Below are 14,291 nucleotides of genomic sequence, written 5' to 3' on the forward strand. Positions count from 1 at the left end.
TCCGCCGTCCAGTCGAAAAGTTGACGCTGGACGAAAAAAGAGGGAATGTGAAAAGGTTAATGCAAAAGTCGCACCAGGGTGTGCGGCCCAGGATCTAACCCCCCGCGATCCCCCCTTGTCAGGGGATGTTTGAAAGGGCGTTGTCGGGAGAACCTGGGAGCTGGGGGGCGTAAGGAACGCCGTCAGCTGTTGGTGGTTGACGGGGCGATGCCGGCATATTCGAGAAAACTCTGGGGTGGGATGTAGACCGATTGCTCCGCCAGCAGCGCCGCGATTTCCCGCGGTCCGTAATAGCGGGTGTCGAGAGCCCTTCCGCGCAGCAGTTTAAAGCCGAATTGGGGGATGAAGGTGTTGTGTTTGATGGTTTGATCCAGGGTCAGACCCGCCACCACGAAAATGTTGCGGTCACTGCCATTGAAAAGATCTGTCAGATAAGCGGCCAGTTGGTGAAACTGACACCAGGTGTTGAGGTCGGCGATGCGGCGGTGGGGGTAGGGGGAGCTGACCGCATCGGGCAGATGTGGGAATAAGGACAATTCGAGCATTGTCAGGGGATCGCGGCTGCCGGTATCGAGAAGTTTGCGGAAACTGAAGGTTTGCGCATCGAGGAGGTTGCCGATAGCCGTGCGGGTGTCGGGCCAGCCGGCCAGAGATTCGGCGTGGCGCGCGGCAAAGGCCGGGTTGAGGCGAAAGAAATGACCATGGCCGCTCTCGCCCAGGGGCTCGCCGGAGACCAGGGCAGGCAGGTGCAGCATGATACGCGCCGTGGTTCCGGCGGCTTTGGGCAGCAGGTATTTGTAGGGGATGTCCAGCACCAGTTCTCCCGCACGGCGCTCCAGGGTGATCAGGTCCTCCGCACGCCGGTAGGCGCGCAGATAGCCGTCGAGAACCTGGAGCAGTTTGCCGCAGCAATGCGCCATCTTGCCGTGAACGCGCTGCACGACGCCGATTCCGTTGTGTTCGTGAGCGCCGAGGTGGCTGCCGCCGAGGATGACCAGGTCGCGCCCGTGTTCGGACGCCGGTCTTACTTTAGAGGGGTCGAGCAGGGCCCCGACCCGGCCGAGATTGAACACCGGACAGTCGAAAAAATAGCCGAACAGGGCTTTCTTGATCATCTGGGTTTCATCGGAGCACTGCCACACCGCCGGCAGGGTGCCGCTGAAGCCGTGCCTGTCGGCCAGGGAGCGCATGCGGCCGAAAAGATCCATCAGCTCCAGGGCGGGTTGGTCGAGAAGGTCTGCAGAAGGCGGAGCGATGGACATAGGCGACATCCTTTGGTTGAAGAATGTCCTATTTTGTAACATTGTTCTAATATTTCCGCAATGGAAAAACCAAAAACGGTCGTAACTGTTCAGCTTGCGCCGCAGGCGAGTTTTCACCGCAAGCGATGCCGCCGCGGTCTGCGGCGCAAGCTGAGCAGTTACCCGGATTTTATTCTTTGGCGCGTGGTAGCGCCCAATTGAAGCGGATCGCCAGCAGGCGGACAACAATCACCACCGAAGCCGAACTCAGTGCGGCAAAGGTCGGTGCAACCTCGAAACGGTGCAGCAGCACCAGTAGCACCGCCCCGGCGATGCACGCCGAGGCATAGACCTCCTTGCGCAGAATCAGCGGTACCTGGTTGCACAGCACGTCACGGACCACGCCCCCCGCCGTCGCGGTCATCACCCCCAGAACCACCGCCCCGAGAAAACCTGTCTCAAAGGCAAGCGCCTTGCTGGTGCCGATGACCACAAAGGTTCCCAGTCCCACCGCATCGAAATATAGCAGGGGATGCTGGATGAATTCCATGCGTCGATGGCAGAAAAACACCACCAGCGCCACAACAATGGAAATGTAAAGGTAGGTTTCGTCTTTAAAGGAAAAAGGCGGGAAGTCACCGAGCAGGATATCGCGCAGGGTGCCGCCGCCGGTGGCGGTGACCACCCCCAGGACCAGGACGCCGAGCAGATCCATGCGCCGGCGCACACCGGCCCAGGCTCCCGAGGCGGCAAAGGCGGCGGTACCGATGAGATCGAGGAGGTAAAGCAGGCTCATGGGCGAGTCTCCATGGAAAAATTCGATGGTAATCGGCGGCGAAGCTGAAATCAAGAAACAAGTTGGAAAAAAGATTAAAATGAGAACATTTGATCGGCTTAGGATTGTCTTTTGCATTGAAGTCATGCAGGTTTGATGATTTTAATCCCGGCGGGTCGCTCCAGAGCATGCAAGGCAGGAAAACCAGGCGATTTTTCGCCCTGCGCGAATGCACGGAAGCGATACCGTGAAATTGCCGACACCTTGGCCATATGGCCGAAATTGTTTCTCAAGAGGGCGGCGCCTGGATCCGGTGATCGGTTCGGCCGGCAGGAGGTCAGAAAAAATGAATTTGGCTCACGGAAAACTTTTTTGGGGACTGTTGCTCGGACTTTGCTTGTTGGCGTCGCCGGGTCAGGCGACGGTGGTGCATAATTTCGATTGCAAGAACTGCCATAAAGTCGGGGTGAGCTTCACCGATCTGGGCCAGGGTAGCACGAATCTCTGCCTGCAATGCCACAAGGAAGGCGCCGGCTCCATCCTCATGCTCGACGGCAGCTACAAATCACCCGGCGGCCGCTTTGCTCCAGGCGATGCCAGCAATGCCATGGGTTCTTATCCGGACGGACTGGCCGAAGGCGCCCAGACCTCGCATATTTGGGCGAGCCCCGACGTCAACGCCGCCGCCGGTGCCCAGGCGCCCAGTGATCGACGCTTTTATGGGCGCTACGGCATCTCCACCGGCAAACTCACTTGTCAGCGTTGCCACGACCCCCACAGCCGCGATCCGGAAAACACCAAGATTCTACGCCTCGGCGCGGGCAGCCGCGACCAGATGTGCATCGAGTGCCACGCGCCCTGGGTGGTGGGCAGCGAGGACCGGGGCCTGCTCACCCATCCCACCGTGGAGAGCTATGCGGTGGTGGCGGCCGCCCAGCCCGACAAATACCGGTCCGTGGAAGATGTCGAGGCCTGGCCCGGCGACATCCAGCTGCTCGATAACGGCGGCGTGGGCTGCGCGTCCTGCCACGGCGTGCATTTCGCCGATTCCAGCTCCGAGACGCCCACCGCGCCGGGACAGGCCGGTGTCGGCGATGGCAAGCTGCTGCGCGGCGACGGACCCCAGTCGGCGGGGACCTATCCCCTGTGCCAGGCCTGCCATACTTACAAGCCTCACGGCAGCGCCGCAGAAGAAATCAGTTGCCTGGTGTGTCACAGCGGCCATTCCTACAACGCGGGCGAAGTCAATTATTTCGTGCTGCGTAGCCAGACGGAAACCCTGACCTACGGGCCGGTGGGCGGCCTGCGCTACGCAACGCTGCCCGACGTACACAGCGGCTCCTCGACCATCGCCGCGCAGTGGGCGGGCACTCCCGGGGCGGCAGACGGTTTCTGCGAGCGCTGCCACGGTGAATTGACCACCATGCCCAACAGTGCGCGCGGGCATATCGAAGGGGAAAACTGCCTGGCCTGCCACAACCACAATGCGGCGGGTATGGAGTTTTCCTTCGGCGCCAACTGCGCCGACTGCCATGGTTTTCCGCCGTCAGTCAATGTTGCGGGCGGCCCCGACGGCTATGCCTTCGTGGAGGGCGGGCACGACTACGCCGCCGACCCCTATTACAAGGATGAAAGCCTCAGTGCCCACACCTCTCACGCCGGTTCTTCAAGTGGTTATGGTTTCACCTGCAATCTGTGCCACAACGCCGACGATTTCGCCGCCACCCACAATCAGGGCAGCTTTCAGGATGTGTTTCTGACGGGTAATTCCTTTGACTCCCTGGTCACCGCAGGCGGCATTCTGAGCCCATCCTATGACCCCTCCGGAGCGGGTACCTGCAGCAACCTCTACTGCCACAGCAGCGGCGGCAAGCACAACCCAGCGGGCAAGACTCTCAGTGATTTCACCACGGTCAGCGTCTCCTGGGGCGGCGGCAAGGGCACCATCACCAGCTGCAACGCCTGCCACGGCAACGACGCGGCGAGCATGGACGGGCGCAATTCGAGCGCCCATCTCAAGCATCTGGCCGCGGGCTATGCCTGCAACGTCTGTCATGTAGCCACCGCCGCGAGCGCCATCGGTCTGGTGGATGGCGCCAAAGGCGCCACCCACGTCGACGGGGTGGTGGATGTGGTGTTTGACGGCGGTTATAACCTGGGCAACGCGCTGCTCGGCGCGGCGACCTATAACAGTGTCGATGGCAGCTGCGCGGTATTCTGCCATTCCGACGGCCAGGGCAACTACGCCACGCCGGAATGGGGCAATGCCGAAAGCGGTGCTTGCGGCAGCTGTCATGCCGTGGCCGGGGAAGATTTGAGCGGCAGCCATGCTGTGCACGTGAATGCGGAAGGCGCCAACATCGGCTGCGCGGCCTGTCACGGTGCAGGCGCCGACACGGGCGCCCACGCCGGGCACGTCGACGGGGCGCTCACGGTCGATCATGAAACCTGCAACAGCTGCCACGGCGTGGAATCGCCGGAGATCATTCTGGTGTGGGGCAATGCCGAAAGTGCCGACTGCCTCACCTGCCACACCGGTGCGCAGACCACCGTATATACCGACCGCGACGGTGTGCAACGCACCGCTTCGGCCAAGGGCGTGTATTTTTCCGCGGGCCACGGCGCCGCCGCCTTCGCTCAGGTGTGCAACGACTGCCACAGCTTCGAATTCGACCCCGCCCACATGGGCGCGGCCGACACCGCGCGCCTGCTTACTCTCGACGGCAAGGACTTCAGCAGCGACCCGAGCGGTTTCTGCGGCGTTTGTCACACCTTCGAAGCGCAGGTCCATTACGCCACCAGCGGCGCCAGCCACGACGCGTCGAGCTGCATCGCCTGCCATGATCCTCACGGTCAGAGCGCAAGCCTTGACGCCATGGTGCGCGCCGAGATCGGCGGGCGTCAGGTGGTGGGTTTTGCCGACCGCTACGAGCGGTCAAGTTACTATCTGGAGTTGCCCAACCAGGACGGCAACAATCAATACGGCATTTGTCAGGTTTGTCATGACGCAGGCAGCGTCAATTATTTCAACCGCACGGTGGAGGCGCCGGCGCACTTTGCCGGAGAATGTCTCAGCTGTCACATGCACGACGGCGAGGAATTCGCCTTTGCACCCACGGGCTGCAATGGCTGTCACGGCGGCGGCAACAACGATCCGCCCACGGACAATTTCTGGCCCGACGGCGAGCTGCGCGACGGCTACAATGTCGCAGATCGCGCAGGCTCCCACGCCCCCCATATCAACGCTATCGGACAGGCTCTTTCAGGGCTCAGCGACGAGGCCTGGGCCGCCTATGGCAACAAACTGACCTACCAGAACGCCGCCTGCATCACCTGCCATCCCGATCCGGGCGGGCGCAACGCCTCGGGCGGTGCCCACTCAGAGCCTGTCGAGGGCCGCACCGACGGCGTGGCCGACGTGCATGGCGACGTGTGGAACAACTCCCAGTTCACCGACCTGTACGGCAATGTCGATGTGACCGGCTTCTACAATCCGGTGATTCAGCGCTGCTCCAACATCGCCTGTCACAGCAACGGCGACTACACCTGGACCTGGTACGANCGGCAATGTCGATGTGACCGGCTTCTACAATCCGGTGATTCAGCGCTGCTCCAACATCGCCTGTCACAGCAACGGCGACTACACCTGGACCTGGTACGAAGACAAAATCGCCCCGGGCAAGATCGAGGATCTCGCGGCCGCCACCGGCAATCTGGTGGGCACGGTCAAGCTCTCCTGGACGCCGCCGGACAACGACGGCGATCTACCGCCCGATTACCTGGGCCCCAAGGGCCCGGGCGTCTACGGCTACGAAATCCGCTACCGCACCGGCGGGCCGGTGACCGATGCCAACTGGGCCTCCTCGACCATTGCCGCGGGGCCGCCCTCGGCCGTGCGCAACTATGAGGACGACCCGCGTACCCAGAGCATGACCGTGCATGGTCTGCAGCCCGGCACCACCTACTATTTCGGGGTCAAGGCCTTCGATGAAACCATGATCAATCATTCGCCGGTGTCCAACAGCCAGAGCGCCCAGGCGCTGGTGGATACCTTCGCGCCGCGCTTCCAGGGGCTGGAGTCGGCACGTCCGGCCTACATCGACGGCNGTGGATTTGCAGTGGAGCCCGGCGACTGACGACACCGAGCCCCTCACCTATCTGGTGTACTGGGTTCCGTCAAGCCAGACCATCGACTGGAACAATCCCCAGGCCACCACCACGGCGACGGCCTTTCATGTCACCGGACTGCAGAACGGGCTCGATTATCTGTTCGCGGTGCGCGCGCGCGATGCCTCACCGGCGCAGAACATCGACACCAATGCAGTGATCCGCATCGCCATCCCGCAGTCACCCAGTGAAAATGACATCTTTGGGCGCATGTACTATGCGGTGGCCGACAGCGGCACCAACATCGGCGGCACCAGCACCAACCTGAGCTTGAGCTGCGACAGTTCCACGGATTTCACCTCTCACCGTATCTCGCTCATGCAGCCGGGCGGCTACAAATGCAGCCGCGACCGCGACCGCAACCGCCTTCGCAATATCAAAAGCAGCGGCAATATCGTCACCTGGGTGCTGGACAGCGCCTATACCACCAACACCAACATTCACGGCGGCTCCTTCACGCTGTATATGCGCAATCGTGAAAGCTCCAATACCATCAGGGTCTATTTCGACCTGGGTTACTGGGACAACGGCTTTGTGCAACTCGACAGCTACACGCGGGTGTTGCCGCGTCGCCATCGTGGCAGCGTCAAGGCGTATTTTCCCTCCGAGGACGGCAAGGTCGTGACCGTGCCCGAAGGCAAGCGCCTGGCTCTCAGGGTGCGCAAGGACGGCTCGCGCGAGATGGAGATCTGGTTCGGCTCCAAGCGCGGCACCAGCATGCTCATTGTCTACGAGCAGGAGCAGAATCTGCTGCCCGATCCCTTCAGCGTCACGACGCCGGGCTCGCCGGCGAGCGGGGTTGTGCCCATCACCTGGAATGCGGCCACGGACCCTGAAGGCGATGAGGTGCGCTACGACGTCTATGGTTCGGTGGACGGCGGACAGAGCTGGCCTTATATCATCGCTCTGGACGAGGAAGGCACCAGCGCCCAGTGGGATACCAGAAAGGATGGTCTGGCACTGACCGCGCCACTCAACAGCGTGCGGGTGCGGGTGGGGGCCGGCGACGGTCTGATGCACCGCATTCTGGAAACCGACCCCGGAGGTCTTGAAGTCGGCAGCTTCCACGATCGGCGCTACGCCCTGACCGGTACCTTCAGCGTGGACAACTCGGTGGATGTCACCCCGCCCGCCCCCATCACCGATCTGGTGGCCGAGCACCGGCCCAAGGTCGGCACGGTGTGGCTCTACTGGCATGCGCCGGGTGATGACGGCATGGAGGGCCGCGCCCATCAGTACGACATCCGCTACCAGGAGTCGGTGCCCTACAATTCTGCCGATGCCATCGACAGCGAGGCCAAATGGATGGCGGCAACCCCTGTCGTCGGCGCTCCGCCCCTTCCTGCCGAGCCGGGCAGCAGTCAGGGTTTCGAGGTGCTGGGCCTGAACCCCGGTAAGGACTATTTCTTCGCCGTCAAGACCGCCGACGCAGCGGGCAACTGGTCGGGTCTGTCCAACTCGCCCTCGGCCAAGGGGGGCTTGCGCTGCGGCGTCTGTCACGGCAATCCACCTGATGATTACGCCACCATGGGCAGCCACGAGATGCACGGCTATACCCAGACGGATTGTGCCAAGTGCCACGGCGCCGCAGCCGAGCATTATGACCTGCAACATCCGGGCGGTGGTATCAAGCTCGCCTGGAACAATCCCAAAAAAGGCTATTTCAATGAGGCCGTCACCCACACCACTTTGTCAACCGACCTGGTGGAGTATCACGATGACGGGGTGCTGATCTATCGCGACGCCACGGGTCCGGGCGGCTTCAACGATCTGACCATCGAAATGAAGAACGTCGACAGCGGCACCTGTTTCGGGTTTAATGAAACGGGTGTGACAGGTTGCCACGGCAGCGGCGCGCCGGTATGGGGTGAGCGCGAATCGGTGTCCTGCGCACTGTGCCACGGCGACCCGGACCGCTCCAATCTGGACTACTATGGGCGCGCCTGGGAGGATCAGACCACCGATACCCGCTACGGCAACAATGAGCCCATCTACAAGGCGGCGCCGCCCATTAATCTGCTGGGCAACAGCGACGACCATTCCGTCGGCCAGCACCTGCGCCACCTCAATTTCTCTTATCGTTTCACCGGTGATCAGTGTTCCCTGTGTCACATGAACGCCGATCACGCCGATGGCACAGTGGATGTGCGCCTGCATCCGGCGGCGGGCAGTCAGGCCGAATGGGTGCCGCCCCAGGGAGGCAATCCCGGCACCTGCCTAGGCACCTCGCAAATGCGCTGTCATGGCGACAGCCCCATCGACCCCGTATGGGCGCCGCGCAGTCCCGAGCCCCACGGACCCAAGCTGGTCAATTGCAACGAATGTCACGGCCATGAGGGCAATGTTTTCCGCGTGGGCGCCGCGACGCCCGTTCCTGAGCACTCAGCCACGGTAAGCAGCACGACCAACGGCTCGGGCACACAGACGGTCGTTCCCGTGCACAGCGGCCACAGCATGCAGGCCGGCGATCGTTTCAGCAAGAACGGTCGGGCTTTTTACATCACCCAGACCACCGCGACGTCGCTCACCCTGAGCCGGCCTATCCCCGGCGGCATGACCTTTTACGCGGGCGATGTCATCGAAACCCGCCATATTCCGCATACCAGCGACGGCGGGGTGGTGCGCGAGTGCACCTGGTGTCATGTCGAGGGCCATCCCCAAGGCGATGAGACCGCCGAGGGGCGCAATCCCGAGGGCGAAGAGACGGTCTTCATCCCCAACTTCCCCATGGTCGGCATCGATTACAGCTCGGGCGGCATTCATCTGCGCAAAGAGATCAACGGGCGTGGTCCTTTCCACACCGAAGCCGAGATCTGCTGGGGCTGCCATGACGCCCAGACTCCGCGTATTTCCGAGTGGGGCTATTCCGCTCTGCCGAAAAACAAAAAGACCGAAGGTGCCATCAGCGGTGTCTCCCTCGGTACCACCACGACCGTGACCAGCAGCAATCACGGTCTGCAAACCGGCGATAGTGTGGTGATTTTCATGCCCAGAGGGCGCACCATTCTCAACGGCTGGGCCGGGACCATCACGCGTACCGGAGCCAATACGTTCAGGCTGGACAACACCAATACCGCCAGCATCGACAGCAACAGCCAAACCGGTAACTTCAATTCCACGGGCGCGCGCTGGAAGCTGGCGAGCAGTTATGATTACGGTCTGCTGCACAATGGTTCCGGAAGCTGGGGGAACCGTACGCCGACATCCAACTGGATCACGGGCACCTGGGACAGCCCCTATTTCCCCTACAAGACAGGCGGAGTGCAGTCGACCCATTCAGCGAATCCCGATGTCATGCGCCCCGGTGTGGACGAGGTGGCTCAGATCCGTTGCAGCTACTGCCACGACGTTCACGATTTGAACCTGGCGCCGGGTGATGAATTCAGCGGCCGCCCTTACCTGCGCGGCAGTTGGAAGGGCAACCCCTACTTCGAGGACGGCGCGCCGGGACGATTCTCCGGTTATATGGATCTGCCCAACAACACCTATCGCGCCGAGTATTACTATACCGGCGAGCGCGACGACTTCGGCATGGTGCCGCGCGGCTCCACCGGTATGAACAAGATGGGCGGCTACTGGATCGACCAGAACAGCGATTATCCCACGGTGACCTGGACGCTGCAGGATTCGGCGGGCCTGTGCACCCTGTGTCACGGCACCGATGTCAACAACATGAACAAGTTCGACGTGGACGAGCAGGGCAATCCCGATAACGCCTGGCTGGGTGTCAACGGACATTCCAACGCCGTCATCGGCGGCAGCGGCATCCATCGCGCCAACGTCTATGACCCCGATCTGCGCAAGGAGGGCAATACTTTCAATAAACCCGGCATGGGTTATCAGGACACCGACGGTTACCGCTCCGACCGGCCTGAACGCCTCTGGGGTCTGCGCAACCAGGATGAAGGAAGTACCTACATCAGCGACACTCACCGCACGGGGACAGCCAATCGCTACGGGGTCTATCCCTATGCCTGGAGCACCACCGACGGAAGAAACCGGTACGCCTACGAAGAGTTTTCGTGGGGGGTGGGTCGAGAAACCGGTCCCGGCGCTGCCGAGCCCATGTATCATCGCTTCAGTTGCTCCAAGTGCCACAACCCCCATGCCTCGCGCCTGCCGCGATTGATGATCACCAACTGTCTGGACGTCAGCCACAACAAGTGGGACGATCTCTACGCGGATGATCCGGACTGGACCTCCGGCAGATATGACGGCAACAACATCAACTGGTCGACCTCCAACGTCATGCCCTACACCGGCAACGACGTCAGCGGCAAACCGCGTAACAGGCAGTATGCCTACGCCACCAGCGCCATCAACTGCCATCGCTTCGTCCAGGTCAACGGCGTCGTGCAGGAACCGGGCTGGAATCGCATCACGCCCTGGGAAGAAAACTCGACCTGGTATAACAACAACTAAATAAAGGATGAAAACCAAGGCCCGGAGAGATCCGGGCCTTGGTGTATCCATGGTCCTGCCTCTTGCGCATCAGCGCTCTCGTCTTGTGTCTCTTCGCCTTGGCTTTAGCTGTGCCTGAACCACCAAAATGCCTCAGAACTGTCTGACACGACTAATCATATGGAACACTCGCAGTCACAACGGCGTCAGCGTAATGTAAAAACCTTTACGCAATGATCTGGACAGGCTCGGTCTGGTGCTGGGCTTCCCAAGTATCCATGGGGGGGCGCGGCGGCGACCTCTTCATTGATCCGCCCAGTGGCCTAACGCGATACCGCAGAACAAAAAAAATCGGGTACCCCGATGGGATACCCGATTTTTTCTGCCTCGATGTGTTTCGCGAATTACTGTGCGTAAACCTCAAGTTCGTTGATGGAATAACCGTTGGAGCTTCTGGCCCTGTTGCACTCGATCCGCACATAGCGCTCGCTGCGGCTGCTGAAGGTGATCTCAGAAGTGCCGCCGCTGAAGTCCTTGATTTCACGCACCGTCGACCAACTGCTGCCGTCGCGTGATACCCGCACCCGGAATTCGCGTGCGTAATCATCATGCCAGCGAATTACCACACGGCTGACGCTCTGGCGGCTGCCCAGATCAACGTCCAATCGTTCAGTGCTGGTGCTTCTCGCCCACCAACGGGTATCGAGCTTGCCGTCGACAGCGTTGCGGTGACTGTAGCCTCTCTCCGAACGCGTGGCGCTGGTTGATTTGTTCAGCGCCAGGTTGTCACCTTCGGGCTCGGGCGCCGAGGGCGAGGAAAAAGCGCTTTCGGCGTAAACTTCGAATTCACTCAAAGAGTAGCCGTCCCGCGAGCGTGCCTGGCGCATTTCAAGGCGCACATAGCGCGCGTTGCGCGTGGGGATCGTGCGCACCTCGTAGCCGCCCGTGCCGTTCTTGAATTCCAGAACGCGATCCCAGCTGCTGCCGTTGGAAGAGACGTAAATCCGATATTCTTCCGCATGCAGGTTGCTGTACCAATCAAACGCGAAGGCGGCGACAGGGTAGGTGGCACCCAGGTCAACTTCAAATGTCGTGTCGCTGGTGCTTCTTGTCCACCAACGGGTGTCGATATTGCCGTCGACCGCGTTGGAGGCGTGATAGCCGCTTTCCTGGCGCGAGGCTTTGGCCGTTTTGTTGAGAGCAAGGTTCGGCCCGTCAGGCACGGGTGCGATGATTCCGGCGTCGGAATCGCACAGCGAACCGAGGTAGACCGCCTCGGCCAGGCGATAGGTGGCCAGATCGACGCGATTGCGGCTGAGATGATCGCGCCATCTGCTACTATCGCACTTGACCTTGTCGGCGCGCGAACTATGGCAGCTGGTACATTTCGAAAGATCGCCCAGGTTTTGAGCATCATCGAAATGCGGCACCAGGTAGGCTCTGCCGCCGTATTCGATCGTGGCGACGTTGAAAGGCATGGTTGTCGCGGCGATCTTGAAGCCGCCCTTGTCCTTCATGTCTTCGCCGTTGGGGCGGATATCCTCCCCCGGACCTTCCTTGATGGCGAACATGGACCAGAACAGGTTGAATTTGCCCTTGCCCGCGCCGTAGCCGGTGTAGCCGGGAATGCTGGCGGGAGCGGCGTGGTAGGGCTTGGTGTCATGGCAGGCCGCGCAGGCGCCGTAATTCTGGATGGGGCCGCCTTTGTCATGCATGTATTGTCCATGACATTCCCGGCAGGCGGCCTGATGCGGGCGATCCATAACCTCGGGCGGAACGCTGTGGCAGAAGGCGCAATTGCCTGTCTGGGACTGCATGGTCGTGTGGTGTGGATCGGACATGTGGCAATCCGCGCAGGAGGTTGACGAACTGGCCGCGGTGTGGCACACGCTGCAATCGCCGCCGACCTGCATGAGCGGATCACCGTGATGGATTTCGGGGATGGGCGCCGTGTGGCAGGCCTGGCAGCTGTCGCCCGAAGTCTTGATGGTGCTGTGGCAGGCGGTGCAGTCGCCGCTAATCGCCGCGGGCTGGCCGTGGTGATTGGGGCTGCTGTGGCAGGCCGCACAGCTTATATTGACCGGCTCGGCGCCGGTGTGACAGAAGAGGCACTGACCCATGAGAAACGCCTGGGTCGAGTGGTGGCGCTCACTGGCCAGGGGTGAGCCGGACTCGAAATGGCAGGCCGAACAATCCAGCCCATCGACATCGGCGCCGACATGACAGGAGGTGCAATCATCCATCTGTGCGGGGATGGTCATGTGGTGCAGGTCGTTGATGGCGGGTTGCCCGTCGCCGGTGTGGCAGCCCTGGCAATCCAGGAAGGTGTAATCGGCGCCGACATGGCAGACCGTGCACTGACCTTGCAAGGCCAGATCAAAGGCGTGGTGGCGATCGCCGACGCTGCCGTTTGCCGAGTCGTGGCAATCGTTGCATGACTGGATGCCTACATCGGCTCCGGCGTGACACAGGGTGCAATTGTCGGCGAAAAAGGCGTCGGTGGTGTGGTGCGCCTCAACGATGTCGCCGGTGCCGACCAGGGTCGTGTGGCAGGCGACACAGTCATCAGGCGTGGGCATGGTCAAGGCGAAGACAGGGGTCCATTGATATTCATGGCAATCCATGCAACCCAGGCCCCACTCCGCCAAAATGGCGTCGTCATGGTGGCGGTTGCCTTCAAAGGTCGGGAAGCTGTGGCAGCTCGCGCAGCCGCTGGTCGATGTCATCTGGGTATGGCAGCTGACGCAATCAAAGCCCCCGGTGTCGGCGAGCAGATGGTGCTGGTCGCGATTCGATTCGGCGCCATGACAGCTCTGGCAGCCGGTCTCGGGCTGCAGCGAAGTGTGGCAGCTGGTGCAGCTGACATTTTGTGTTGCCGCATAGTCGTGATGAGCGTCTTGCGCCGTGCCCGGCTGGTGGCAGCTCTGGCAGCTGGTGGTGACAACGATATTGGTGTGGCAGGAGGCACAGGAGAGGCCCTGGCTGTCGACCAGATCATGATGGCGCACGCGTACCGAGCCGGCATGGCAGCTCTGGCAGGAGGTATCGGCGGACATGGTGGTATGGCAGGACACGCAGGACACGCCGGCGGCGGCAATTTCATGATGGCGGTTCTGGGTTTTGCCCTGATGGCAGCTCAGGCAGTCACCGAGATCGCCGACGCCGCTGTGACAGGAAATGCAGTTGCCGACCAGTGCGTCGGGGGTTTCGTGGTGAACATTCTGCAGCCCGAAGCCGTGACAACTGGAACAGTCGCCTTCGGTATCGAAGCCTTCATGGCAGCGAAAGCATTCGCCGGCAAAGAACCAGGATGTTTCATGATGGCGCTCGGCCACGTCCTGACCGTGGCAATCGGAGCAATTTATGGGTGATGTTCCCCCGTTGCTTGATGCCCAGCTTGCAGTGGGCAGGCACAAAAGTGCGGCAACCAGACAACAAATGAAAAAGACCGGCGCAAGGCGCGCGAAATCCCGCTGAACGACCCCCATAACGATGACTCTCCCTTCTTTCTGAAACGACGAGGAACTCCCTGGTGTCCGACCCTTGAATGCAATGCATGCAACCTCCCACGGATGTCTGTTGGGCGTGACAGGAGGGTGCGAAAGGTGATCCGTAAGGCGCGCGCAGAAAAAAACGCCTGGGCAGGGAGCGCGCCTCACGGAAAATGTGCCAAGCTCCTTTTTAATGTGTTTTGGCACGCCTTGTCA

Annotated in this window: 5 protein-coding genes and 1 pseudogene; 3 read left to right on the forward strand and 3 right to left on the reverse strand. The window is 61.3% G+C overall.

Going from position 1 to position 14,291, the window contains the following annotated elements:
• Positions 1 to 182: 182 nt before the first annotated feature.
• Positions 183 to 1,262 carry a hypothetical protein gene (locus tag GFER_RS04450; protein ID WP_040096415.1) on the reverse strand — a complete coding sequence of 360 codons (1,080 nt, stop codon included), beginning with the start codon at positions 1,260 to 1,262 and terminating at the stop codon, positions 183 to 185.
• A 169-nt stretch (positions 1,263 to 1,431) separates the two neighbouring features.
• Positions 1,432 to 2,037 (reverse strand): trimeric intracellular cation channel family protein, encoded by a 606-nt coding sequence (locus GFER_RS04455; RefSeq protein ID WP_040096418.1) that lies wholly within the window; start codon positions 2,035 to 2,037, stop codon positions 1,432 to 1,434.
• 586 nt (positions 2,038 to 2,623) lie between these two features.
• Between GFER_RS04455 and GFER_RS19575 the strand changes: the two are divergent.
• From GFER_RS19575 to GFER_RS04470, 3 genes and pseudogenes are all read left to right on the forward strand, one after another.
• A pseudogene (locus tag GFER_RS19575) lies at positions 2,624 to 4,540 on the forward strand (cytochrome c3 family protein); the annotation flags it as partial.
• A gap of 1,192 nt (positions 4,541 to 5,732) precedes the next feature.
• Positions 5,733 to 6,152 (forward strand): fibronectin type III domain-containing protein, encoded by a 420-nt coding sequence (locus tag GFER_RS19870; RefSeq protein WP_327050331.1) that lies wholly within the window; start codon positions 5,733 to 5,735, stop codon positions 6,150 to 6,152.
• A complete protein-coding gene (locus tag GFER_RS04470) occupies positions 6,130 to 10,605 on the forward strand; it encodes a hypothetical protein (RefSeq protein ID WP_152611414.1) in 4,476 nt (1,491 codons plus the stop codon). Before GFER_RS19870 ends, GFER_RS04470 begins: the two co-directional genes overlap by 23 nt.
• 383 nt (positions 10,606 to 10,988) lie before the next feature.
• On the opposite strand, the gene GFER_RS04475 is transcribed toward GFER_RS04470, so the two are convergent.
• Positions 10,989 to 14,072 carry a galactose-binding domain-containing protein gene (locus GFER_RS04475; protein ID WP_052445954.1) on the reverse strand — a complete coding sequence of 1,028 codons (3,084 nt, stop codon included), beginning with the start codon at positions 14,070 to 14,072 and terminating at the stop codon, positions 10,989 to 10,991.
• Positions 14,073 to 14,291 lie beyond the last annotated feature (219 nt).

The sequence above is a fragment of the Geoalkalibacter ferrihydriticus DSM 17813 genome (assembly GCF_000820505.1).
GTDB classification, from domain to species: domain Bacteria; phylum Desulfobacterota; class Desulfuromonadia; order Desulfuromonadales; family Geoalkalibacteraceae; genus Geoalkalibacter; species Geoalkalibacter ferrihydriticus.